This is a genomic window from Polaromonas sp., from assembly GCF_030682935.1.
Taxonomy (GTDB): domain Bacteria; phylum Pseudomonadota; class Gammaproteobacteria; order Burkholderiales; family Burkholderiaceae_C; genus Polaromonas.
The window spans coordinates 1-24,501 of record NZ_JAUXNA010000096.1 but is presented as its reverse complement, the minus strand read 5'-3'; the positions used below and the strand labels follow the sequence as shown (position 1 = coordinate 24,501).

Here is a 24,501-nt window from a genome sequence, read left to right as displayed (position 1 = left end):
GGCGGCAGAAGGAACGTCGGCTGCAAAGCGGCCGCGACGGTCCATTTTTCACCGGCTTTTTGCCCCATAGCTACGGCTATGGCGCTGCAAACCCGGCAAAAACTGTCCTCGCCGGGGCCACTTTTCGCTTCGACGCCTTCTACCGCCCAGACTCCTAGCGGTACTTCGCCGCCGAGATGAATTCTGAAAAGGTTTCGCACCAAACCAGCACCGTGGTGTATTGCGCCACGTCCACGCCGTCGGGCACCGTCACGATGAAGTTCTCGAAGGTCTTGATGTCGCCCACACGCTGCGAACGGGACTTGAGCTGCAGGAACTGAGCCTCGTTCTCGACGAACTCCGGCACCAGGTAAAGCTTGTAGTCGGGGCCGGGCGCGATCTTGCCCATCAGCGCAATCGCATGCCGGCCCACCGAGACCTCACCTTCGCCCCAATGCAGCAGGTCGCTGCCGGCGAGGTCGCGGCGGAAGCTGCCCTTGAAGTCGGACTGGCCTGCCACCGCCTGCACCTGTGCAGCGGAGGGCGTTACAGGTGCCGTCAGGATGGGCAGCAGGTAGATGCCCAGCACGAAACCGGCGAGCAGCACCGCCAGATGCGACGCCGTCAGCAACATGATCTTTTTCATGACGCCTTCCCGCTGCCGCATTGCAGGCTCAAGGCCTGCAGGGTGTTGCCGCTGCGCGGCTCGACCAGCACCAGGTTGATTTGTCGCTCATGGCCGGGCGTCGCGGTCACGCTGCGGAAAGCCAATTTCTGCGGCATGCTGCCGCTTTGGTAAGTGCCGGCCTGGGTGTACTGGCGCACCACAAAGTCGTGTTTCAGAAATTCGCCGGCGTTCTCACCGGCCTTGACCCGGGAGCTGTGGCCGTGTTCCGTCACCGTCCAGTAGGCGACCCAGGCCTGTGCCGCGCCCGTACCCGCCGACGGGGTGACGGTCGCTTCGAACTGGTCATCGGCCAGCCGTTTTATCGCAACGTGCAGGGTGGCAGGAGGACGGGTGCCGGTAATGCGCGACCTGGCGTTGCCCCATTGCGGCAAGTCGCGGCCGTTGACCACCACTTGCGGGGTATAGATGTTGCGCAGGCGGTTATTGACGGCGACCTCGCGCTGGCGCGTGGTGTGGGCCGGCGTGGCAAACCGGTCCACCCAGCCGATGTAGTCCCAGTAACCAACGTGAAAGGCCTGCACCACCACGTCTTCGCCTTTGAAGCCCGAGGCCCACTGGTCGGCCGGCGGACAGGAACTGCAGCCTTCCGAGGTGTAGAGCTCCAGCACCGGGGTCACCAGCGGCCCGGAACTCGCGCTGCACTGGGTTTGCATGCCAAATGTGGCTGTGGCCCCCGCCAGAAAAGCGCAAGCAGCTATTATTTTAGGAGCAAAGAAGTCCATGGCCGGCATCCTGTCAAGCGGTGTCCCGGTTGGTCGCACGGCGCGGCGGCTTCTTACAGCTGCTGCGCGGCTTCCTTAGCGCAAGATTGGGGGCTCTGCGACGATGGGCGCGCGGCGCACGCCATCGCGGCTTTCGAGCCGGTCTTCCAGCTCGCCGATATAAGCCGCCAGGGTGTTGCCGGACTGGTCGATTTTGGCGGCCAGCGCCTGCTGGCTCTGCGCCAGCCGCTCGGACAACACGGTCGCTTGCGCGGCTTCACGCTGCTGGGCGGCAAGGGTCTGCGCTTCAAGGTAGTTGCGCAGTTCGGTGAAACGCGAGGCCTCGGCCTTGTCGGCCAGGTCGCGCTGGGCATGCAGCTCGCGCGCGGTCTGCCGGGTTTCGATCAGATGGGTGCTCTGGATGTACAGCGTGCTTGCCAGGAACAGCAGCAGCGCTGCCGCCAGAATCACCAGCATGACCAGGCCCAGCGGCGCCTGCACCGTGGTGAAGCCCAGGCTCAACAGGGAGGGGCGGGTAAATTCGTCCATGTTCAACGCGGCAAAACCGGCCATCAGCACAATGGCCACGATCAACACAATGGTTCGGGTACGCATGCTCGGAACTCCTGCAAATAGAAGGCCCCATCTTCCCGCGGCAGGACCGCTCCTGTCTGTAGGAAAAAAGCCTGAATCCGCGCCTAGCCCGGCCCGGGCACCCGTGGATCCGGCGGCGAAGGGGGCGAGGAAGCCTGCGCCTCCTCGATCACTTCGGCAGCTTCTTCATTCAGCGCCTGGCCGGCCTGTTTGGGCCGCGTCAGCGGGGTCGGGGTCCAGCGCCCGCCGTGCATCAGGTTTATGCCGCTGCTGACGTCGCCACACAGCTGCAGTTGCAGCCGCTCGGCGTCGCGGCGCCGGATGTCTCCAGCGATCTCGGCCACTTCGGCGTCGGCCACGCCGAGCCGGCGCAAGGCTTCGCCGCTGAAGGCCAGGGCCGATTCGAAGGTCTCGCGCATCTGGTAGTCCACGCCGCTGCGGATCAGTTCGATCGCGTGCTGGCGGTCATAGGAGCGCGCCAGGATGGGTGTCAGCGGAAACGCGTGTTTGGCCAGCTCGATGATGCGTGTGGTGGCCTCCTTGTTGTCCACACAGACCAGGATGGCCCGTGCATGCCCCGCGCCGCTGGCGTGCAACACGTCCATGCGGGTGCCGTCGCCGTAATACACCTTGAAGCCGAACTGCGCCGCGCTGCGGATCATGTCGGTGTCGTTTTCGATCAGCGCAATGTCGATGCCGCGCGCCAGCAGCGCCTGGCTGGCGATCTGTCCGAAGCGGCCGAAACCGATGATCAGCACGCTGCCCTTGATCTCGCGTGCTTCCTCCACGCTTTCAATGCCGTCCATGTCGGGTGCGGACCCGGCTGGCGTGACCCAGCGCAGCGCAAACACCGCCAGCGGGGTCAGCGCCATCGAGATGATGATGACTGCCGTCAGGATGGCGTTGACACTGGCGTCGATCATCCCGGCCGCGGCGGCCGCCGAATACAGCACAAAGGCAAACTCGCCGCCCTGGGCCATCAGCGCGGTGCGCTGCAGCGCATCACCATGGCTGGATTTTGTGACCCGCGCCACGGCGTAGATACCGATGCCCTTGAACAGCATGTAGGCCAGCACACCGCCCAGGATCAGTGGCCAGTCGGCCAGCACCAGCGGAATGTCCAGCGACATGCCCACGCCCATGAAAAACAGGCCCAGCAAAATGCCACGGAAGGGCTCGATGTCGGCTTCAAGCTGGTGCCGGAAGGTTGATTCAGACAACATCACGCCGGCGGCAAACGCACCCATCGCCATCGACAACCCACCCCACTGCATGGCCAGTGCCGAGCCCAGCACCACCAGCAGCGCGGCGGCCGTCATGACCTCACGCGCGTGCGACTTGGCGAGTATGCGAAACAGCGGGTTCAGCAGCCAGCGGCTGACCGCCACCAGGCCAACAATGGCGGCCAGCGCCGCGCCAATCGTGACCCAGCGCGACACGCCGCCCGAGGTGGCCGGCGCCATGAAGGCGACGATGGCCAGCAGCGGCACGATGGCCAGATCCTCCAGCAGCAGGATGGAGACCATGCGCTGGCCGCGCGGCGTGGAGGTGTCGCCGCGCTCGTCCAGCAGTTGCATCACGATGGCGGTGGATGACAGCACAAAACCCATGGCCGCGATAAAGGCCACCGGCAGCGTGAGCCCGGCCGCCGCGCCCACGGCGGTCAGCAGCGCGCCGCAGACCACCACCTGCGCCAGGCCAAGTCCGAAGATTTCGCGGCGCAACTTCCATAGCCGAGTCGGCTGCATTTCCAGGCCGATCACAAACAGGAACATCACCACGCCGAGTTCGGCCACATGCAGGATGGTCCCGGCCTCGCTGAAAAAACCCATGCCGAAGGGACCGATGGCCAGGCCTGCCGCCAGGTAACCGAGCACCGAGCCCAGCCCGAGGCGCTTGAACAGGGGCACAGCCAGCACGCCAGCGCCCAACAGGACCACCACCTTGAGGAGTTCGCCGCCTTGTTCAACTGCCATGGATGTCCTGTGTGCTGCTGGATGGATAAGAGGGGGGAGGGGAGGTGAACATGGTAGCGGACTTTGGCGACCTGCCGGCGCTGCCGCCTGTGGCAAACTCGCCCCCTTTCTCCCCGCGCATTCCAGAAATTACATGCAAAAAATCATTCGCCAGATCGCCGCAGAAATCAAGGTCCAGGAGCACCAGGTCAAAACCGCGGTGGAACTGCTCGACGGCGGCGCCACGGTGCCATTTATCGCGCGTTACCGCAAGGAAGTCACCGGCGGCCTCGACGACATCCAGCTGCGCGAACTCGAATTCCGGCTCGGCTACCTGCGCGAGCTGGAAGAGCGGCGCGAAGCCGTGCTCAAAAGCATTGATGAGCAAGGCAAACTCACGCCCGAACTGGCCGCCGCGATTGCCGCCGCACCGACCAAGCAGGAGCTCGAAGACCTGTATTTGCCCTTCAAGCAAAAACGCCGCACCAAGGGTCAGATGGCGCGGGAGGCCGGCATCGAACCGCTGGCCGACAAGCTGTTTGCCGACCCGGCGCTGGTGCCGGCGGACGAGGCCGTGGCCTTCGTCAAGGCTGAAAAAATGGAAAGCGGCGACGACTTCACCACGGTGCAGGCGGTGCTCGACGGCGTGCGCGACATCCTGAGTGAACGCTGGGCCGAAGACGCCGCGCTGCTGCAGATGCTGCGCCAGTGGTTGTGGAGCGAAGGGCTGCTGTCGTCCAAGCTGGTCGCCGGCAAGGACGAGAACAACATCGACAACAGCAAGTTCCGCGATTATTTCGACTACGACGAACCGATTGGCCGTGTGCCGTCGCACCGCGCGCTGGCGGTGTTCCGCGGCCGCGGGCTGGAGATCCTCGACGCCAAGCTGCTGCTGCCCGAGATCTCCGAGCCCGGCAAACCGAGCATCGCTGAAGGAAAAATTGCCGTTCACCTCGGCTGGAGCCACAAGGGCAGGGCGGCCGACGACCTGCTGCGCAAATGTGTGGCCTGGACCTGGAAGGTCAAGCTGAGCCTGTCGATCGAGCGCGACCTGTTCAGCCGCCTGCGTGAAGAGGCCGAAAAAGTCGCGATCAAGGTGTTTGCCGACAACCTGCGCGACCTGCTGCTGGCCGCACCGGCCGGCCCGCGTGTGGTCATGGGGCTGGACCCCGGCATTCGCACCGGCGTGAAAGTGGCGGTGGTTGATGCCACCGGCAAGCTGGTCGAAACCGCCACGATATACCCGCATGAGCCGCGCAGGGACTGGGACGGCTCGCTCCACACCCTGGCCAAACTCTGCGAAAAGCACGGCGTGAACCTGATTGCCATTGGCAACGGCACGGCCAGCCGCGAAACCGACAAGCTGGCCGCCGATTTGATGAAGCAGATTGATGGCATGCAGCGCGTGGTGGTCAGCGAAGCCGGCGCCTCGGTCTATTCGGCCAGCGAATTTGCCAGCCAGGAAATGCCCGACGTGGACGTGAGCCTGCGCGGCGCCGCCAGCATTGCCCGCCGCCTGCAAGACCCGCTGGCCGAACTGGTCAAGATCGACCCCAACTCGATTGGCGTCGGCCAGTACCAGCATGACGTGAACCAGAGCGACTTGGCGCGCAGCCTGGACACCGTGGTCGAAGACTGCGTGAACAGCGTGGGCGTGGACCTGAACACCGCCAGCGTGCCGCTGCTGGCGCGCGTGTCGGGCCTGAGCCAGACGGTGGCCAAGTCGGTGGTGCGCTGGCGCGATGCCAATGGCGCGTTTGGCAGCCGCGCCGATTTGCTCAAGGTCACCGGCCTGGGCGCCAAAACCTTTGAGCAGAGCGCTGGCTTTTTGCGCTTGCGCGCCAGCACCAACCCGCTGGACATGACCGGCGTGCACCCCGAAACTTATTCGGTGGTGGAAAAAATCATGGCGCACACCGGCAAACCGGTGGCCGAACTGATGGGCCGCGCCGAGATGCTCAAGACGCTGAAACCCGAGCTGTTCGCCAACGAAAAATTTGGCGTCATCACGGTCAAGGACATTCTGGCCGAGCTGGAAAAACCAGCGCGTGACCCGCGTCCCGACTTCAAGGTGGCCCGCTTCAACGACGGCGTTGAAGACATCAAGGATCTTCAGCCCGGCATGACGCTGGAAGGCACGGTCAGCAACGTGGCCGCTTTTGGCGCGTTTGTGGACATTGGCGTTCACCAGGACGGCCTGGTGCATGTGAGCCAGCTCGCCAACAAGTTTGTGACCGACGCGCGCGAGGTCGTCAAAACCGGCGACATCGTCAAAGTTCGAGTAACCGAAGTCGATGTGGCGCGCAAGCGCATCGGCCTGACCATGAAGCTGGGCGATGCGCCAGCGCGCCGGGATGGCCCGCGTGACAACCGCTTTGAAAGTGCGCGGCCTGGCCCGCAAAACCGGGGAACCCATGGCAGCTACGGCGGTGGGCGACCCAACACCCCGCAGCCCGCCGCTTCAACCGCCATGGAGTCCGCATTCAGCAAGCTGGCGGCGCTCAAGAAATAGGCTGTCAGGCCTTCGGAGCGACGGGCATGCCAACGCCTGCATTGCCTGGGTTTTGAGAAAATCGGTGGCGGCGCTGTCGCTCAATGCACACAGCGGGGGGCGAGCCACACTGAACCGGACTACTGCAGCTGTTTCAGAATCCTGCCGAACAAACCGTTGACGATTTCCGCCAGCGGATCACTGCGCCGCTGCTGCTCAGGCGCTGGCTGCGGCCGCGGTATGTCGAACTCGGCGTTTTGGTCTAGCCAGCGATTACGCAGCGCTTGCTGGAAAACATCTCCGACCATGGGCAGCGCGCTGCGCGCTCCCTGGCCCCACGACCCCATCGTGCGGCTGTTGTCATTGAACCCGACCCGGGCGCCCGCCACCAGCTGCGGGTGCATCATGATGAACCAGCCGTCGGTGTTGTCCTGCGTGGTGCCGGTTTTTCCGGCCACGTCGGCCTGAATGCCGTAGCGCTGGCGAATGGCCACCCCGGTGCCTTGGTCGATCACGCCGCGCATCACGTCCACCAGCGTCAGCGCGTGCGCGCGCGGCATCGCCAGCTCGGACTCCATGACCGGCTCGAAAGCTTCCAGCAACTGGCCGTTGCGGTCTTCCACGCGCGCCACCAGCACCGGCGCCCGGTAGTGGCCGCCATTGGCAATGGTGCCGTAGGCCGTCACCATTTCCAGCAGCGTGACCGGGCTGGTGCCCAGGGCCAGCGAGGGCACCAGGTCCAGCTTGCTTTGGCGCACACCCATGGCCTGCGCCAGTTGCCCCACGCGGGCCGGCCCGACTTGCTGCATCAGTTGGGCCGTGATGGTGTTTTTGGAGTAAACCAGCCCGTCGCGCAGGCTTGTGGGCAGGCCGCTGGGCGGCGCGTCATCGCTGGGCGTCCACACGTCGCCGCCCTGAGACGCGATGGCGACCGGCTGGTCGATGAAGGTATCGAACGGACTCAGGCCCTGCATGAAGGCCGCCCCATAGACAAAAGGCTTGAAGGTCGAGCCGGGCTGGCGGCGCGCCTGGCTGACATGGTCAAACTGCTCCTGTGCAAAGTCACGGCTGCCCACCCAGGCCCGCACCGCGCCGTTACGCGGGTCCATCGCTAAAAAGCCGGCCTGCAGCACGGCACGCTCCTGCCCCGCCCTGCGCTGCCCGTCGGCCAGCTTTTGCAGCTGCGCCATCTGCCGCGCCACCGCCTGGTTGGCCAGCTTCTGGATCTGGGCGTCCAGCGTGGTGCGCACCCGCAGGCCATCGGCATGGATGTCGTAGCCCTTGCTGTCGGCCCACGCAATCAGCCATTTGCGCAGATGCTGCGCGACGTGGGGGGCCATGCCCAGCGGCTCGACCTGGCGCTCAAAATCCAGCCGCAACGGCCGCTTGGCCAGCGCCTCCAGGCGGGCCGGCTCCAGCTTGCCGTGTTTGGCCATCTGGGCCAGCACCAGGTTGCGGCGCTGCCTGGCGCGCGCGGGGTTGAGTACCGGGTTGTAATAGCTCGTGCCCTTGAGCATGCCAATCAGCGTGGCGCTTTCGAGCACATCAAGCTTGTCGGCAGACTTGTCGAAATAAGTCTGCGCCGCCATCTCGATGCCAAAGGCGTTGTAGAGAAAGGGCACGGTGTTGAGGTAGGTCTCCAGTATCTCGGGCTTGGAATACACCGCCTCGATCTTCAGCGCGGTAATGGCCTCCTTGACCTTGCGCGTGATGGTGGTGGCGCGGCCGATTTCTTCGGGGTAGAGGTTGCGCGCCAGCTGCTGCGTGATGGTCGAGCCACCCTGCAGTTCGCCCGTCAAGGTGCTGAGCACCGCGCCCGCCGTGCGGCGAAAGTCAATGCCGTGGTGCTGGTAAAACCGGTGGTCTTCGGTGGAAATCAGCGCGTTGACGACATGCGGCGATATTTTGTCCAGCGTCACCCACTGACGGTTGATGCGCTTGTACTCGGCCAGCACCGTGCCATCAGACGCCAGCAGCACCGACGGCACTTCGGACTTGGCCTTGCGCAAGTCGCCAATGCCGGGCGTGAAAGGAATCAGCACCAGCACGTACAGCACCATCAGCGCCGGAAGCAGCAAAGCGGCCCGGACCGGATACCGCTTGACAAGGCTTATCAGGCGGTGAAACGCCGCAGTGGCAAAAGTGGCAGCGCGTTGGAGGGCAGGATTCATGGGCAGAGTCTAAGGGCACCGTGCGGCTCGCACGAGTGGTCGCACCACGTCGTCGTCTGCGCCTACAGCGCGTTGCCCAGCCTGCCTACGCCCTCGTCAATTTTCGCAATATCGGCCGTGGCAAAACTCAGCCTGAACGTCGCCATGTCGGGATTCGCCGCATAAAACGGCGCACCCGGCACAAAGGCCACGAGCTGCTCAATCGCCTTTTTGGCAAATTCGCCTGCGTCCCGGGTTTTGCCGCCCTCGCCCGTCAGGCTGGCCCAAAAGAACAGGCCGCCCTGGGGCTGCTCAAACGACACGGCTGCGCCGAGCTCGCGCCTGAGGGCTTCCCCCATGGCGGCGGCGCGTTCGCCGTATACCTTGCGCACATGGGCCAGTGTGGCGGGCATGCGGCCCGCCTTGAGGTATTGGGCGGCGGTGGCTTGGGCAAAGGTGCTGGTGTGGGCGTCGCTGAACTGTTTGCACATGGTGGCCCTGGCCAGCAACTCGTCGGGGCCGATCATCCAGCCCACGCGCAGGCCGGGCGACAGCACCTTGCTGAGCGAGCCGCAATGCACCAGCAACTCGCGGCTGCCAGGCACGCTGTCGCTCAGGGCCAGCAAGGATGGCGGCGGTGCTTCGCCAAAGTAGAGGTCGCCGTACGGGTCGTCTTCGACCACCAGCGTCTGGTGTTTGACGGCCATCTCCAGCACCTGCTTGCGGCGCGCCAGGCTGAGCAGCGCGCCGCTCGGATTGCCGAAGGTCGGAATCAGGTACACGAACTTGGGCTTGTGCTCGGCCATGAGCTTTTCAAGCTCGTCGGTCTTGACGCCGTGCGCATCAATGGGGGCGCTGATGACTTCTGCGCCATACAGGCGAAAGCACTGGATGGTGGCCAGAAAGGTCGGGCCTTCGACGATGACCTTGTCCCCCGGGTCGATCATGGTTTTGCCGATCAGGTCAAGGGCCTGCTGGCTGCCGGTGGTGACGATGAGGTTCTCGGGGGCTATGTCCTGGCAGCCCTTGCTGGCCATGAACGCGGCCAGTTGCTCGCGCAGGGGGGTGTAGCCTTCGGTGGCGCCGTACTGCAGCGCCGCGCCGGGGTTTTCGGTCAGCGCCGCATTGACGGCTTCGCGGATGCCGTCCACATCAAACATCGCCGGATCAGGAAAGCCGCCCGCAAAACTGATGATGCCGGGCTTGCCCAGCAGTTTGAAAAGCTCCCGGATGGCGGAAGTTTCGACATTGTTGAGGCGGTCGGAAAAGTGCAGCGGCATGGGAGAATTGGTCCATGAAGAAGGAAAACATTGAGCCGTTTTTTGCCGCTTTGAAGGCGGCCAATCCACAGCCCGTGACTGAATTGAAGTATACGAGCGTGTTTGAGCTGCTGGTCGCGGTGCTGCTGTCGGCGCAAGCCACGGACGTGAGCGTGAACAAGGCCACACGCCAGCTTTTTGCAGTCGCCCCTACGCCACAGGCCATGCTGGATTTGGGACTGGAACGGCTGGAGGGCTACATCAAAACCATTGGCCTGTACCGCAGCAAGGCCAGGCATTTGATGCAAACCTGCCGGATACTGCTTGAGCAGCATGGCGGCCAGGTGCCGCGTACCCGCGAAGCGCTGGAGGCCCTGCCCGGCGTGGGTCGTAAAACCGCCAACGTGGTGCTCAACACCGGTTTTGGCGAGGCCACCATGGCGGTCGATACCCACATTTTCCGCGTCAGCAACCGCACCGGGCTGGCGCCGGGCAAAACGCCGCTGGAGGTCGAACTCAAACTGCTCAAGCGCATTCCACCGGCCTACCTGGTTGATGCGCACCACTGGCTGATCTTGCTGGGGCGTTATGTGTGCGTTGCCCGCCAACCGAAGTGCTGGCAGTGCGGTGTGGCGCAGTGGTGCGACTACAAACCCAAGACCGAGCCGCCAGCGGCTTGAAGGGGTTGGCGCGTACCTGATTGACCCGACCGCCGGGCTACGTCCCTTTCCAGACCGGGCGCCTCTTGGTCACAAAAGCATCCACGCCTTCCCGGAAGTCGTCGCTGCCGTAGCAGCGGCGGATCAGGTCGTCGTCTGGCGGCGAGTTGTGACTCACCAGCCGGCGCAGGCCTTCCTTGGACACGCTTTGCGTCACGGGTGCCAGCGCGCCCAGCCGTTCGCACAAATCAGCCAGCGCGGCATCCATCTCGCCGGCCTCGCTGATCTGCAACAGAAAACCGCAGTCCAGCGCTTCGCCGGCGGCCAGTGTTTCAGCCAGCATCAGCATGCGCTTGACGCGCGGCATGCCGAACACGGCGCTCAGCCGCGCCAGGTTGGCCACCGACAGGCAGTTGCCCAGCGTCCGGGCAATCGGCACGCCAAAGCGCGAGGCAGGCGTGGCCATGCGGAAATCGCAGGCCGTGGCAATCGCCAGCCCGCCGCCAATCGCCCAGCCCTCGATCACGGCCACGGTCGGCATGCGCAGCCCTTCGAGCCGCTGAATGCATTGGTCGATTTGCTGCTCGTAAGCCACGCCGTCCTCGCCGCTGCCAAAAGAGGTGAACTGTTCGATGTCGGTCCCGGCCACGAACGCTTCGCCGCCCGCACCGCGAAACGTGACCACGCGGACCGCCGCATCGGCCTGCAGCTGCTCGCAAATGTTGCCGAGCTGCTCGTACATCGCCCAGGTCATGGCGTTGCGCGCCTGCGGGCGGTCAAACGTGACCGACGCCACGCCGCCCTGGATACTCAGGTGAACCGTGCCCTTGCTCATGCCGCGAACGCGCCCTGCGCCTCCAGTTCAGCCTGCTCGTCGGCGCTGATGCCCAGTTCGGCCAGCACTTCGGCGTTGTGTTCGCCCAGCAGCGGCGGATGCCGCCGCACCTGCTGCGGCGTGCCCGAGAGCTTGACCGCAAAGCCGATGTTGGGCACCGTGCCCTCGATGGGATGGTCAATTTCCATGCGCATTTTGCGCGCCCGGCCGTGCTCGCTCTCAAAGGCTTCCGGGTAAGTCAGGATGGGGCCGGCCGGAATGCCTGCTGCCAGCAGCGTGTCCACCCAGTAGTCCTTGGGCTGCTCGCGAAAGCTGCGCTCCAGTTCTTCCTCCAGCGCTGCCCGGTTGGCCAGCCGGAGCGAGATGGTGGAAAAGCGCGCATCCTCGGCCAGGTCGGGCCGCTCGATCAGTCCGCACAGCTTGAGCCAGAGCTTCTGGTTGTTGGCGCCCATCACGAAATAACCGTCGGCACTGGCCATGGCCTGGTAAGGCGCGGTCATTTTGTTGGCCGTGCCCAGCGGCTCGGGCGGCTTGCCCGTGCCCCAGTAGTCGCAAATATCCCAGACCGAAAAAGCCATGGCCGAGTCGAACAGCGACGCATCGATGTACTGGCCCTGGCCCGTGGCCTTGGCGCCGATGTAGGCGGACAGCGTGCCATAGATCGCAAACAGGGCGCAGCCAATGTCGGCCACCGGCACGCCGGCCTTCACCGGCGGGCCGCCCGGGTAGCCGGTCACGCTCATCACGCCAGACATGGCCTGCGCCATCAGGTCGAACCCGGGGCGGTCGGCCCAGGGCCCGGTCTGGCCGAAGCCCGAAATACTGGTGTAGACCAGCCGGGGGTTGATCTCTTTCAGCACGTCGTAGCCCAGGCCCAGGCGCGTCATGGCGCCAGGACGGTAGTTTTCGATCAGGATGTCGGCGTCTTTTGCCATGCGCAGCAGCAACTCGCGCCCGGCGTCGGACTTGAGGTTCAGCGCGACGCTGCGCTTGTTGCGGTTCATGTTCAGAAAGCCCATCGAATCGGGCCCCTTCATCTTGAAGCCCATGGCGCCCCGCGTCTGATCGCCGCCGCCGGGCGGCTCAATCTTGATGACGTCGGCCCCGAGGTCGGCCAGCAGCATGCAGGCATACGGGCCGGCCATGACCTGGCTGATGTCCAGCACCCGGACGCCGGCCAACGGCAAGGGGCGCTTGTTGCTGCTCTCCTGAGAACTCATGCGTCGCCCTTCACATTGGCGTCTTTCACGACTTTGGCCCATTTCCTCGATTCGACCTTGATGAAATCGCCAAACTTTTCAGTCGAACCGCCGCCATCTTCGGCACCGTACTGCTCAAACTTTTCAGCCACGTCGGGCATCTGCAGAACCTTGTTGATGTCTTCATTCATGCGTTTGGCCAGCGCTAGAGGCAGCTTGCCCGGGCCGACCAGGCCGTACCAGGTGGTGGCCTCGAAGCCCGAAAAACCCGATTCATCCATGGTCGGCACGTTCGGATGGCCTTTGGCGCGCTTCTGGCGGGTCTGCGCCACGGCAATCGCCTTGCCGCTTTTGACGTGTGGCGTCGCTGCCGTCATGGTGTCAAAGCTGTAGTTGATCTGACCGCCGATCAGGTCGGTGAGCATGGGGCCCGAGCCCTTGTAGGGCACATGAATCGCGTCGATCTTGGCGGCCAGCTTGAACATCTCCAGCGCCAGGTGTTGCGCCGATCCGTTGCCGGCCGAGCCAAAGCTGATCTTGCCGGGGTTCTTGCGGCACAACTCCACCACGTCTTTCACCGTGCGTGCCGCCTGCTGCTCGTTGCAGACCAGCAAATTGGGTGTCACGCCCACCAGCACGAGAGGCGTGAAGTCGTTTTCGACGCTGTAGGTCATCTTCGGCGTGAGCGCGGGCGCAATGGCGTGGCTGTTGATGTGCGCCATCAGCAGCGTGGTGCCGTCGCTGGGCTGCTTGGCCACGTAATCGGCGGCAATCATGCCGGCGGCCCCGGCCTTGTTTTCGACCAGCACGGTGGTGTTCCACATCACCGAGAGTTTTTGCGCAATGACGCGGGCCAGGATGTCGGTGCCGCCGCCCGGCGCAAAACCGACAATGATGCGGATCGGATTGGTGGGCAATGCCTGCGCCCACAGTGTGGGGGCGGCGATGGTGGCGGCTGCGGCGCCGGTGGCGCTGATGAAGGTTCTGCGTTGCATGGTTTTGTCTCCTGGTGTTAATGAAATAGACCTCTAGCCCACGCTCTATCGGCGTGATGCGCTACCAACTCAATAGCAATATGAACTTTCGTTCAAGCCGCCTTACGCTCTGGCGCCACGGCGGCGTGGCTTGAAAAGTGGTCCATCGCGGCTTGCACGCCCGAACCTGCCAGCTTGACGCCCGCCAGCTTCAGGCCCATCTCGCAACCGGCCAGCGCGGCCATCAGCGTCAGGTCGTTGCAGTCGCCCAGGTGGCCGATGCGGAACATTTTTCCCTTGACCTTGCCCAGCCCCGTGCCCAGCGAGCAGTCAAAGCGCTCGTAAATGATCTTGCGCACCGCATCGGCGTCAATGCCGCCTGGCATCATCACGCCGGTCAGCACCGGCGAATACACGGCCGCATCGGCGCACTGGATTTGCAGACCCCAGGCCTTGACGGCAGCGCGCACGCCCTGGGCCCAGCGCTGATGGCGCGCAAACACGGCCTCCAGACCATGCGCCAGCAGCATGTCGCAGGCTTCGCTGAGTGCGTAGAGCAAATTGGTGTTGGGTGTTGACGGCCAGTAGCCGGTCTTGTTCATCTCGATGATTTCGTCCCAGGCCCAGAAAGCTTTGGGCAGCGTAGCCTTTTTGCTGGCCTCAAGGGCCTTGGCAGACACGGCGTTGAAACTGATGCCGGGCGGCAACATCAGGCCTTTTTGCGAACCACTGATGCTCACGTCAACGCCCCATTCGTCATGGCGGTAGTCGGCCGAGGCCAGGCCCGAAATGGTGTCGACCAGCAGCAGCGCCGGGTGTTTGGCGGCGTCCATCGCCTTGCGCACCGCGGCGATGTTGCTGGTCACGCCGGTGGAGGTTTCGTTGTGCACCACGCACACCGCCTTGATCGCGTGCTGGGTGTCGGCCTTCAGGCGCTCCTCAATCAGGCTGGCCTGCACACCGTGGCGCCAAACGTCGGCGCCCGGATGGCTCATCACCTCGGTTTTAAGCCCCAACCGTACCGCCAGCTTTTGCCACAGCGCGGCAAAGTGGCCGGTTTCGTACATCAGCACATGGTCGCCGGGGCTCAGCGTGTTGGCCAGCGCTGCTTCCCAGGCGCCGGTGCCGGAAGCGGGGTAAATGATGACGGGCTGGCGGGTCTGGAAGATTTTCTGGACATCGGCCAGCACCTTCAAGCCCAGCGCTGCGAATTCGGGGCCGCGGTGGTCGATGGTGGGCAGGCTCATGGCGCGCAGGATGCGGTCGGGCACCGGCGAGGGGCCTGGGATTTGCAGAAAGTGGCGGCCGGTGGGATGAAAATCTAGCGTCAACATGTAGCGGATACTCCGGAGGTGGTTTCGCTATTTTTTGCATACAAAATTCATTTGTCAACGACAATAGCAACTACCTAGGGTTTACGATTGATTTAACGTACATATTTTTTGCATACAAAATTTACTACCATGTCCGCAGAAATCATTGCCATCCCCCGCGCCGCCCTGCACGAGCAGGTTGCGCACCGCCTGCGCCAGATGCTGGTCGAAAACCGCATTCCGCCCGGCGCCAAACTCAATGAACGCGAGCTCAGCGAAGTGCTCAATGTCTCGCGCACACCGCTGCGCGAGGCCATCAAGATGCTCGCGGCCGAAGGCCTGGTCGAGTTGCTGCCCAACCGGGGCGCAATCGCGGTCGAACTGACCGAAGCCGATGTGCGCAACACCTTCGAGGTCATGTCCGGGCTGGAAGCCCAGTCGGGTGAACTGGCGGCCCAGCGCATCACCGACGCCGAACTGAACGAAATCAAGGCCATGCACTTTGACATGCTGGCCGCCTACACGCGCCGCGACCTGCCGGCCTACTACCGGCTGAACTCGGCGATTCACCGCGCAATCAATGCTGCAGCCAAAAACCCGGTACTCATCGCCACCTACAACCAGGTCAATGCACGCTTGCAGGCCCTGCGCTTTCGCTCCAACCAGAACGAGGAAAAGTGGCGCGATGCTGTCAAGGAGCATGAGCGGATGGTGGCGGCGCTGAACGCTCGCGACCCTGTGGCCATGCGCGCCGTCATGTCCGAGCACCTGGCCCACAAGCTCGATGCCGTGATTCAGCAGTTGCACGATGCCGGTGCAGCCAGCCGTCCCTCTTCAAAAGCCTGAACAATGAATGCTCCCCTCCCCCTGAAAATCACCCAGGAAGCCGCCGCCCACGCTTACGACGATGTGGCGCGCGTCAGCAACGAAGTGGCCGGCCGCCTGGCTGCCCGGCTGGCTGCAGAAACCAAAGGCGAAGTGCTTTTTTCAGGCACTGACCGGGGCCGCTACGCGACCGATGCGTCCATCTACCAGGTGATGCCGGTCGGCGTGTTCGTGCCGCGCCATGCCACCGACGTAAAAACCGCGCTTGATATCTGCCGCGACCTGCAGGTGCCCATCGTTCCGCGTGGCGGCGGCACCAGCCAGTGCGGCCAGACCGTAGGCGCCGGACTGGTCATTGACTACGCCAAGCATGTGCGCAACATCCTCGCTGTCGATGCCGAAGCGCGCACCGCCGAGGTCGAGCCCGGCATCGTGCTCGACCATCTCAATGCTGCGCTCAAGCCGCACGGGTTGTGGTATCCGGTCGATGTGTCCACCAGCGCGCAAGCCACGCTGGGCGGCATGGCGGGCAACAACTCCTGTGGCAGCCGCAGCATCGCCTACGGCAACATGGTGCACAACGTGCTGGGCGCCACGGCCTGGCGCTCTGACGGCAGCTTGCTGGAACTGGGGCGCTACGACGCTGCCTCCGGCCCGGCCCGCGCACTGGGCGATTACGTCAAGGCGCTGTCTGACCAGCTTCGCCCGGAAATCGAAGCGCACTGGCCCAAGGTGCTGCGCCGGGTGGCCGGCTACAACCTGGACATCTTCAACAACCAGAACGAAAAACCGTACACGCCCGATGGCTCGGTCAATCTGGCGCACCTGCTGGTGGGCAGCGAAGGCACGCTGGCGCTGACCAAATCACTGACGCTGCGCCTGAGCGAATTGCCGCGCGCCAAGGTGCTGGGCGTGGTGAACTTTCCGACGTTCTACCAAGCGATGGATTCGGCCCAGCACATCGTCAAGCTCGGCGACGGCACGCTGACGGCGGTGGAGCTGGTTGACCGCACGATGATAGAGCTGTCGCTGCAAAACCCGGCTTTTGCGCCCACCGTGCGAACCGCGCTGATCGGCCAGCCCGATGCGATTTTGCTGGTGGAGTTCTCGGGCAGCTCCAAGGCCGAACTCACGCCCAAGATCAAACAGCTGGTCGAGCTGATGGGCGAACTAGGCCTGCCGGGATCGGTGGTCGAAATGATTGACGACGCACCGCAAAAAAACCTCTGGGAAGTGCGCAAGGCGGGCCTCAACATCATGATGAGCCTCAAGGGCGACGGCAAGCCGGTCAGCTTTATTGAAGACTGCGCCGTGCCGCTGGCGCATCTGGCCGACTACACCGATGCGCTGACGCAGGTCTTCCGCAAATACGGCAGCAAAGGCACCTGGTATGCCCATGCCTCGGTCGGCACATTGCATGTGCGGCCCATCCTGGACATGCGCCGCGAAGGTGCTTCCAAAATGCGCGCCATTGCCGAAGAAGCCTCGGCCCTGGTGCGCCACTACAAGGGCGCCTACAGCGGTGAACATGGCGATGGCCTGTGCCGCGGTGAGTGGGTGGAATGGCAGTTTGGCCCGAAGATCAACGACGCGTTTGCGCAGATCAAGAATTACCTCGATCCGCTGAACCTGCTCAGCCCGCAGCGCATCGTCAACCCGCCCAAGATGGACGATACGCGCTTGATGCGCTTTGCGCCCAGCTACAAGGTGATTCCAATCCAGACCGCGCTCGACTGGAGCGCCTGGAATGTGCAGAACGACCCGGTGACCGAGCAAACCGGCGCGCCCGGCACCGGCGGCGATGCCGCCCAAGGCTTTGCCAAAGCGGTGGAAATGTGCAACAACAACGGCCACTGCCGCAAGTTTGACGCGGGCACCATGTGCCCGAGCTACCGCGTCACGCGCGACGAGAAACACCTGACACGCGGCCGCGCCAACACGCTGCGCCTGGCTTTGTCGGGCCAGCTCGAAGGTATCAAGGCCGAAGACGCCTTCACCAGCGACGCGGTGAAGGACGCGCTGGACTTGTGCGTGGGCTGCAAAGGCTGCAAGCGCGACTGCCCGACCGGCGTGGACATGGCCAGGATGAAGGTCGAGTTTTTGCACCACTACAAAGCCAAACACGGCTACACGCTCAAAGACAAGCTGGTGGCCTATCTGCCTGACTACGCCCACTGGGCCAGCCGCCTGGCGCTGCTGCTGAACCTGCGCGACAAGATTCCCGGCCTGGCCGCGCTGAGCGAAAAAATGATGGGCTTTTCCGCAAAACGCACGCTGCCGCAGTGGAAGACCCAGACCTTCTTCAACTCGGGCGCGGCCGGCGCCAGCCGTGAAGAAGTGCTGGCTGCAGCCAAGCCCGTCGTGCTGTTTGTGGACACCTTCAACGGCTACTTTGAAGCAGGCAACGCCAGTTCAGCATTAAAAGTGCTGCAAGCCGCCGGCTACACGGTGCACATTGCTACTAAAACAGTAGCAGATGGCAAAAGCCTGTGCTGCGGCCGCACCTACCTGGCCAGCGGCATGGTGGACAAGGCCAAAGCCAAGGCAAGCGAACTGGTCGCCGCCCTGCTCCCGTTTGCCGAAAAAGGCATTGCCATCGTCGGGCTGGAGCCTTCCTGCCTGCTGACGATGCGCGACGAAATGCTGGTGATGGGCCTGGGCGACGCGGCCCAAACCATCAGCCGGCAGGCACTGCTGTTCGAAGAATTCCTGGCGCGCGAAGCGACTGCCGGGCAGCTTGAAACGCTCAAGGCCAGGCTCAAGCCAGTCGATCAACCGATCCTGCTGCACGGCCATTGCCACCAGAAGGCCTTTGGCGCGGTGAGCCCGATCATCGACGTGCTCAAGCTGATTCCGGGCGCCAAACCCGAACTGATCGAGTCGAGCTGCTGCGGCATGGCGGGCAGTTTCGGCTACGAGGCCAGCCATTACGAGGTGTCGATGCAGATGGCCGAGCTCAGCTTGCTGCCCGCCGTACGCCAACAGCCCGACGCCATCGTAGTGGCCGACGGCACCAGTTGCCGCCACCAGATCCGTGATGGCGCGCAGCGCGAAGCGGTTCATGTTGCGGTGTTGCTGGCCCGGCAGCTGCAGGACTGAAGCCTGCAGCTGCGCTGGATGTTACGGGCGGGACAGGCGCCACGCATTCACAGCCAGGTAGCCGTGCCCCGCAGCGCAAGGGGCGCCAACGCACACGGAATGCGTTAAGCTTGTTGCGCGTCTGAGGACGCTTTTTTGTGCAGCGTTTCCATCAAGGTAAAAATGTCCCGTCAAAAATTAGAACACCTTCCTTTCACGATGGACGCCGGTGTCGCCCATCGCGCGGCGCTGGGCCTGATCGTCCTTGCCACCGACATCACCCTGGAACACGAGTGGCACGAGATGATCCACCTGCCCGGCGTGGTCACGCACACCAGCCGCCTCTACAACGCGGCGGCGATCAACCCGGATACCCTGGCGGCGATGGAAAAGGACATCGCCGGCGCCACCGCGCTGCTGCGCCCCGGCGAAAAAATCGACGTCGTCTCCTTTGCCTGCACCTCGGGGTCCATGGTCATCGGCGAGGAGCATGTGTTTTCCCGCATTCGCGAGGCGCGCCCCGGCGTCGCCTGCAGCACGCCCATCACCGCCGCGCTGGCGGCGCTGGACGCGCTCGGGGCCAAGCGCATCGCCCTGCTCACGCCCTACGTCGAATCGGTCAATAACTGGATGTGCGATTACATCGAGGCGCGCGGCGTGGCGGTGCCGGTATTCGGCTCCTTCAACCACGAGGATGACAACGAGGTGGCGCGCATCGACGGCCCCTCGCTGGCGGCGGCGGTGGAACAGCTTGGGGCACAGGAGGTGGATGCTGTTTTCGTCTCCTGCACCAGCGTGCGCGTCGCCCACCTCATCGCCGGCCTGGAGGCGAAGCTCGGCAAGCCGGTGATTTCCAGCAACCAGGCGCTGGCCTGGCATACCCTGCGCCTGGCCGGCATCCGCGACACGCTGCCAGGCTGGGGACGGCTGCTTGCCCTGTAAAGCGCGCACACTGCGGCAAGCCGTCGGCCAGATCAGGGAGATCCGTGAAAAGGTTTTGAGGGCTGGAAGCCAATTTGGCTTCCAAAAAACACCCGCTTAATCGGCGTAAATGCCAGCCTTCTTGATGACCGGCGCCCACTTCGTGATTTCAGCTTCCAGATGGGTTTTCAGGCCTGCCGGAGAGATTTTTTCCATCGGTGGAATGTCCGAGCTCAGTTCGGCCAGTCGCTGCTTGACCATCGGGTCCTGCATCGCTGCGCGCAAGGCGGCGTTGATTTTTTCGAGCACCGGCGCTGGCGTGCCTTTGGGCGCGTACATGCCGTGCCAGACCTTCACTTCAAACCCTTTGAGGCCCTGCTCGTTCAGCGTGGGCACATCGGGCAGCGCGGACAGGCGGTTCAAAGAAGTCACGCCATAGACCTTGACCCGCCCGTCCTTGATCAGCGGAACGGTTTGGGTGGTCTGGTCACACAGCAAATCCACCTGGCCGCCGAGCAGGTCGTTCATGGCCGGGCCTGTGCCCTTGTAAGGAATGGTATTGAGTTCGACGCCGATCTGGCTCATGAACAGCAAGCCGCACAGGTGCGAGACTGCGCCCAGCCCTGCATTGGCCAGCGAGACGTTTTTACCATTGGTTTTGAGGTAAGTCTGCAACTCGGAAAAGTTGGCGGCGGGAAAGTCCTTGCGTGCCAGCAGGGTCATGGGCACATCGACCACCTGGCCGATGTATTCGAAGTCTTTCAGCGGGTCGAAGCTGAGCTTGCGGTACAGGGCGGGCGCTGTGGCCATGCCCATGTGGTGAATAAAGAGCGTGTAGCCATTGGGTGCGGCGCGCGCCACCCGGGTAGCCGCAATGGTGCCGCCGGCGCCGACGGTATTTTCGACCAGCACGGTCTGGCCCAGCGCCTTGCTCATCGGTATGGCAATCATGCGGGCCACCACATCGGTCGGGCCGCCGGCGGCAAAAGGCACGACCAGGGAAACCGGTTTATCCGGAAAAGCAGCCTGGCTGAAGGCCTGCGTGCCCGCGCCCAGCGTGGCTGCCGCGGCACAGGCCAGCAGCAGGGTTTTAAGTTTGAAATTCATCTTGTCTCCTTGTCGTTAGTAAAAAAAGCAGTGGCCTCATGGCGCTGTGCCATAGAAAAATTCAAAAATTCCGGCGCCGTGGTCCTGCCCCGTTTCATGCTGCGGCTTGCAACGCCAGCGTGCGCTGGGCCAGCCGCAGCACAGGCGCATCGACCATGCGGCCGTCAAGGCTGAAAACACCGCCGCCCACGCTGCTGTTTTTTTCAAGCACCCTGCGCGCCCATTCTAGTTCGGCGGCCGTCGGCCCCAATGCCGCATTGACCACGGCCACCTGCGACGGATGAATGCACAGCTTGCCGCCGAAGCCGCCGCGCCGGCTGCGCTCGGCATCAAGCTGCACCTGCGCCCCCGCGTCGGTGCTGTTGGTGTTGGGCGTGACGCCATCGACCGGCGCGGCCAGACCCGCGCGGCGCGACGCCAGCACCAGCGCCAGCCGCACCGGCAGCAACTCGGCCTCGTCGGGGCCGCAGGCCATGCCCACATCGGCCTGAAAGTCCAGGTTGCCAAACACCAGCCTGGCTACCCGAGGGCTGCAGGCCAGCGCATCCAGCACAGCCAGCCCGGCGGCCGACTCCAGCATGGGCAGCAGCGCGCAGGCTGGGCCCGCGCAGGCCGCCACGCGGCTGATCTCGGCCGCCGACTCGACCTTGGGCAGCACCACACCGGCCAGGCCAGCGCGCGCCAGTTGCCCCAGCAGCAGCAGGTCGTCGTCATGCCAGGGGGTGCCGCTGGCGTTGATGCGCACCAGCAGGCGCGAACGATCGTCGGCTGGCAGGCCGGCAAAGCCCTCGGCCAGTTGCGCACGGGCAGCCGTTTTTGCGTCGGCAGATACGGCGTCTTCCAGGTCAATGATGACCGCGCCGGCGCCCGAGGCCAGCGCTTTGGCGTAACGCTCGGGGCGGTTGGCCGGCACAAACAAAAAGGAGCGGGCCCGCGCCAGTGAGGAGGTCGGCGTTTCAGTCATGCCGCACCTGCCAGCAAAATTCCCACGCGCGGCCACTGCGCGACCTGCCACAGCGCGTCCACCGCGGCCTGCATTTCAGCGGGCGTGGCACCGCCACTGAAGGCGGCCAGGCGCAGCGCCTTGGCCGTGATCTCGTCGCGGCTCAGCGTATTGCCGGGGTCGCCCTTGGGCTCGTCGACACGGCCGTGCAGCACCCGGCCATCGGTGGTGTGCACGGTGACCTTGCCAATCCAGCGCTGCGGGTAGGCGCTGTCCACCTCGGCGTCGAGTTCCATGCTCACGCGGTCGCGCAGGCTTTGCGTGCTGGCGTCGAGAAAATGCTGGTCAAACTCGACCAGACCGGCATGGCCAAAACGCGCCACCAGCGCCAGCACCGTGCCCATGGAAAACTTGGACTGGTGCACGGTGGTGGGACGCAGCACCGGCCCCAGCACGTCGATGGCCCCCTGGTGCACATGCGTGATGACGCTCGCCAGATCGTCGGACTTGAGGTCATGCGCCTGCATCACCTGCAGCAGCGCGTCGGCCGCCGGATGGGTGTGGCGGCAACTGGCGTGGTACTTGAACGAGGTTTCGGCCGTGGCCCAGCGCGACCCCAGCCGGTCCGTGAGCTTGGCCGGGTCGGCATCGCTGGACATGCCGGCGGCCATGCCCTGCGGGCCTTCAAAGATTTGCGCCGCGCCGGTAAAGCCGTCTTGGGCGAGGTAGGCCGACATCAGGCCCGCCGCTGCGGCATGCGCGGTGTGCAGCTGCTTGCTGTCAGAAGCCGTGCGCAAAAACTCCCACAGACCGGCCGACTGCGTACCCGCCGAACCGAAGGCATGCTGCATCTGCCGGGCATTGAGCCCCAGCAGGTTGCCCACGGCAGCGGCGGCGGCCAGCGTGCCCGCCGTGCCCGTGGTGTGAAACACCTTGTAGTGCGATCGACCCAGGAACTCCCCCACACGAATGCCCACTTCATAGCCTGCCACGCTGGCGGCAATCAGTTGCTGCCCGCTGGCACCCAGCGCCTGCGCTGTGGCCACCGCAGCCGGAAAGACGACCGTGGCCGGGTGAAATACCGAGGCGTTGTGCACATCGTCCTGCTCGGCCACATGCGATGCGGCTGCGTTGGCCATGGCCGCAAAGTAGGGACTGGTGCGCGCGCGGCTGACAATCACCTCGGCCGGGCCGGCCGGCGGCGTGTCGCAGCCCAGCACAGATTGCGGCCCCATGGCCTGCGCGAAGCGCGTGATGCTGTCGACTGCGCGCGCGCCGTGTCCGGCCACGGCCGAAGCGAACCAGTCCACCAGCAAGTCCTCGGTGCGGCGGACAACGTTCTCGGGGATATTTTCAAAACACAAGTTGGCGGCAAAGGCGGCCAATTCGGCAGAAGCAGTGGTCATGAGGTTTCCTTATGAGTCAAATTGGCACTTCGTGCATACTGCGCGGGCACAAGTAGCTATGTTTAAAAGAGCAGTCATTGATCGCGTAGGTCGGGTTAGCCGAAGGCGTAACCCGACATCGGCGATTCTGGATGCGCCTTCCGGGGATGTTGGGTTACGCTGCGCTAACCCGACCTACAAGCTCAAATTGCGTCATCAAATAGCCTTCGCAGCGCGCAGCGCCGCGATCTGGGCATCGCCCCGCCCCAGTTCGCGCAGGATGGCCTCGGTGTGCTGGCCCACGGCCGGCACCGGGTCCATGCGGTAGTCAAACGCGTTGTTGCGCCCGGGCGGCAGCAGCGCCGGGATGTCGCCTGCGGGCGAGCCCACGTCCTGCCAGCGCGCGCGCGCCTTGAGCTGCGGGTGCGCCCACAGGCCGGCCATGTCGTTCATGCGGGCGTTGGCGATTTGCGCTTCATCCAGCCGCGCCTCCACCTGCGCCGTGGTCAGCGCTTTGAACACATCAACAATGATGGCTTTGAGCGCGTCGCGGTGCTGGTTGCGCTTGGCGTTGCTGTCAAAGCGCGGGTCAGTGGCCAAGCCAGCGTCCTTCAGCACGGTGTCGCAAAAACTTTTCCATTCGCGCTCGTTCTGCAGGCCCAGCATCACCGTGCCGCCGTCGCCAGCCTGAAACGGACCATAGGGGTAGATGCTGGCGTGCGAAGCGGCCGTGCGCGGCGGCGGCGGCGCGCCGTCGAACGCGTAATACATCGGGTAGTTCATCCATTCGGCCAGCGACTCCAGCATCGACACGTCGATGTGACTGCCCTGCCCGGTCTTGCCGCGCAGCAGCAGCGCCGACAGGATGCCGGTGTAGGCGTACATGCCGGCCGCGATGTCGGCCACCGAATTGCCCGCCTTGGCTGGCGCATCGGGTGTGCCGGTGACCGACAGAAAACCGGCTTCGCTCTGGATCAGCAAGTCATAGGCCTTTTTGTCGCGGTAGGGGCCGTCTTCGCCATAGCCCGAGATGTCGCAGACGATCAGCTTCGGGTGTTGCTGGCTGAGCGCCTCGAAAGACAGGCCCATGCGCGCCGCCGCGCCGGGCGCGAGGTTTTGCACCAGCACGTCGGCCTGTCCCAGCAACTGCTTCAGGGTAGCCAGCGCCTCGGGCTGCTTCAGGTCCAGAGTCAGGCTTTCCTTGGAGCGGTTGGTCCAGACAAAGTGCGAGGCCAGGCCCTTGACGCGGCTGTCATAAGCGCGCGCAAAGTCGCCCGTGCCGGGGCGCTCGACCTTGATGACGCGCGCGCCCAGGTCGGCCAGCTGCCGGGTGCAGAACGGCGCGGCGATCGCGTGTTCGAGGGAAACGACGGTGATGCCGTCAAGCGGTCGGGTCATGGCCATCCTTTAGAAAGAGCGCGGCATGCCCAGCACATGCTCGGCCA

At 64.2% G+C, this 24,501-nt stretch carries 19 protein-coding genes; 5 read left to right on the top strand and 14 right to left on the bottom strand.

The window, feature by feature from the left end:
* Nucleotides 1-154: 154 nt before the first annotated feature.
* The 4 genes from Q8K05_RS04035 to Q8K05_RS04020 form a co-directional block, all read right to left on the bottom strand.
* Nucleotides 155-625 (bottom strand): DM13 domain-containing protein, encoded by a 471-nt coding sequence (locus tag Q8K05_RS04035; protein ID WP_305245238.1) that lies wholly within the window; start codon nucleotides 623-625, stop codon nucleotides 155-157.
* The gene (locus Q8K05_RS04030) at nucleotides 622-1,389 is read right to left on the bottom strand and encodes a thioredoxin family protein (protein ID WP_305245237.1); all 768 of its coding nucleotides are present in this window, start codon (nucleotides 1,387-1,389) and stop codon (nucleotides 622-624) included. The genes Q8K05_RS04035 and Q8K05_RS04030 overlap by 4 nt, the downstream gene beginning before the upstream one ends.
* A 75-nt stretch (nucleotides 1,390-1,464) precedes the next feature.
* Nucleotides 1,465-1,983: a hypothetical protein gene (locus Q8K05_RS04025; RefSeq protein ID WP_305245236.1), complete on the bottom strand. Its 519-nt coding sequence runs from the start codon at nucleotides 1,981-1,983 to the stop codon at nucleotides 1,465-1,467.
* Between the two features lie 83 nt (nucleotides 1,984-2,066).
* Nucleotides 2,067-3,938: a monovalent cation:proton antiporter-2 (CPA2) family protein gene (locus Q8K05_RS04020; RefSeq protein ID WP_305245235.1), complete on the bottom strand. Its 1,872-nt coding sequence runs from the start codon at nucleotides 3,936-3,938 to the stop codon at nucleotides 2,067-2,069.
* A 133-nt stretch (nucleotides 3,939-4,071) separates the two neighbouring features.
* Between Q8K05_RS04020 and Q8K05_RS04015 the strand changes: the two genes are divergently transcribed.
* A complete protein-coding gene (locus Q8K05_RS04015) occupies nucleotides 4,072-6,429 on the top strand; it encodes a Tex family protein (RefSeq protein WP_305245234.1) in 2,358 nt (785 codons plus the stop codon).
* Nucleotides 6,430-6,548: 119 nt separating this feature from the next.
* Here Q8K05_RS04015 and Q8K05_RS04010 read toward each other — a convergent pair whose 3' ends face one another.
* Together Q8K05_RS04010 and Q8K05_RS04005 are read right to left on the bottom strand one after the other, a co-directional pair.
* Entirely contained in the window at nucleotides 6,549-8,579 is a 2,031-nt protein-coding gene (locus Q8K05_RS04010) for a penicillin-binding protein 1A (protein ID WP_305245233.1), read from the bottom strand.
* Nucleotides 8,580-8,641: 62 nt separating this feature from the next.
* Nucleotides 8,642-9,832: a PLP-dependent aminotransferase family protein gene (locus Q8K05_RS04005; RefSeq protein WP_305245239.1), complete on the bottom strand. Its 1,191-nt coding sequence runs from the start codon at nucleotides 9,830-9,832 to the stop codon at nucleotides 8,642-8,644.
* A gap of 20 nt (nucleotides 9,833-9,852) precedes the next feature.
* Between Q8K05_RS04005 and nth the strand changes: the two genes are divergently transcribed.
* Complete coding sequence (nth, locus tag Q8K05_RS04000) at nucleotides 9,853-10,497, top strand: endonuclease III (RefSeq protein WP_305245232.1); 645 nt, start codon at nucleotides 9,853-9,855, stop codon at nucleotides 10,495-10,497.
* 37 nt (nucleotides 10,498-10,534) lie between these two features.
* On the opposite strand, the gene Q8K05_RS03995 is transcribed toward nth, so the two are convergent.
* The 4 genes from Q8K05_RS03995 to Q8K05_RS03980 all read right to left on the bottom strand — a co-directional run bounded on the left by Q8K05_RS03995 (nucleotide 10,535) and on the right by Q8K05_RS03980 (nucleotide 14,818).
* A complete protein-coding gene (locus tag Q8K05_RS03995) occupies nucleotides 10,535-11,311 on the bottom strand; it encodes an enoyl-CoA hydratase/isomerase family protein (RefSeq protein ID WP_305245231.1) in 777 nt (258 codons plus the stop codon).
* Complete coding sequence (locus Q8K05_RS03990) at nucleotides 11,308-12,531, bottom strand: CaiB/BaiF CoA-transferase family protein (RefSeq protein ID WP_305245230.1); 1,224 nt, start codon at nucleotides 12,529-12,531, stop codon at nucleotides 11,308-11,310. The genes Q8K05_RS03995 and Q8K05_RS03990 overlap by 4 nt, the downstream gene beginning before the upstream one ends.
* Nucleotides 12,528-13,505 (bottom strand): tripartite tricarboxylate transporter substrate binding protein, encoded by a 978-nt coding sequence (locus tag Q8K05_RS03985; protein WP_305245229.1) that lies wholly within the window; start codon nucleotides 13,503-13,505, stop codon nucleotides 12,528-12,530. The genes Q8K05_RS03990 and Q8K05_RS03985 overlap by 4 nt, the downstream gene beginning before the upstream one ends.
* A 92-nt stretch (nucleotides 13,506-13,597) precedes the next feature.
* On the bottom strand, nucleotides 13,598-14,818 hold the full coding sequence (locus Q8K05_RS03980; RefSeq protein ID WP_305245228.1) for an alanine--glyoxylate aminotransferase family protein: 1,221 nt from the start codon (nucleotides 14,816-14,818) through the stop codon (nucleotides 13,598-13,600).
* Nucleotides 14,819-14,947: 129 nt separating this feature from the next.
* Between Q8K05_RS03980 and Q8K05_RS03975 the strand changes: the two genes are divergently transcribed.
* The 3 genes from Q8K05_RS03975 to Q8K05_RS03965 all read left to right on the top strand — a co-directional run bounded on the left by Q8K05_RS03975 (nucleotide 14,948) and on the right by Q8K05_RS03965 (nucleotide 19,642).
* On the top strand, nucleotides 14,948-15,643 hold the full coding sequence (locus Q8K05_RS03975) for a GntR family transcriptional regulator (protein ID WP_305245227.1): 696 nt from the start codon (nucleotides 14,948-14,950) through the stop codon (nucleotides 15,641-15,643).
* A 3-nt stretch (nucleotides 15,644-15,646) separates the two neighbouring features.
* Nucleotides 15,647-18,721: an FAD-binding and (Fe-S)-binding domain-containing protein gene (locus Q8K05_RS03970; protein WP_305245226.1), complete on the top strand. Its 3,075-nt coding sequence runs from the start codon at nucleotides 15,647-15,649 to the stop codon at nucleotides 18,719-18,721.
* A gap of 162 nt (nucleotides 18,722-18,883) precedes the next feature.
* Nucleotides 18,884-19,642, top strand: a complete 759-nt coding sequence (locus Q8K05_RS03965; RefSeq protein WP_305245225.1) for an aspartate/glutamate racemase family protein — start codon at nucleotides 18,884-18,886, stop codon at nucleotides 19,640-19,642.
* Between the two features lie 96 nt (nucleotides 19,643-19,738).
* On the opposite strand, the gene Q8K05_RS03960 is transcribed toward Q8K05_RS03965, so the two are convergent.
* From Q8K05_RS03960 to Q8K05_RS03945, 4 genes are all read right to left on the bottom strand, one after another.
* Nucleotides 19,739-20,728, bottom strand: coding sequence for a tripartite tricarboxylate transporter substrate binding protein BugD (locus Q8K05_RS03960; protein WP_305245224.1), 990 nt, complete (start codon nucleotides 20,726-20,728; stop codon nucleotides 19,739-19,741).
* Between the two features lie 94 nt (nucleotides 20,729-20,822).
* Nucleotides 20,823-21,692 (bottom strand): CoA ester lyase, encoded by an 870-nt coding sequence (locus Q8K05_RS03955; RefSeq protein WP_305245223.1) that lies wholly within the window; start codon nucleotides 21,690-21,692, stop codon nucleotides 20,823-20,825.
* Complete coding sequence (locus Q8K05_RS03950) at nucleotides 21,689-23,077, bottom strand: MmgE/PrpD family protein (RefSeq protein WP_305245222.1); 1,389 nt, start codon at nucleotides 23,075-23,077, stop codon at nucleotides 21,689-21,691. The genes Q8K05_RS03955 and Q8K05_RS03950 overlap by 4 nt, the downstream gene beginning before the upstream one ends.
* A 195-nt stretch (nucleotides 23,078-23,272) precedes the next feature.
* Nucleotides 23,273-24,454, bottom strand: coding sequence for a CaiB/BaiF CoA-transferase family protein (locus tag Q8K05_RS03945; protein ID WP_305245221.1), 1,182 nt, complete (start codon nucleotides 24,452-24,454; stop codon nucleotides 23,273-23,275).
* Between the last annotated feature and the right edge of the window lie 47 nt (nucleotides 24,455-24,501).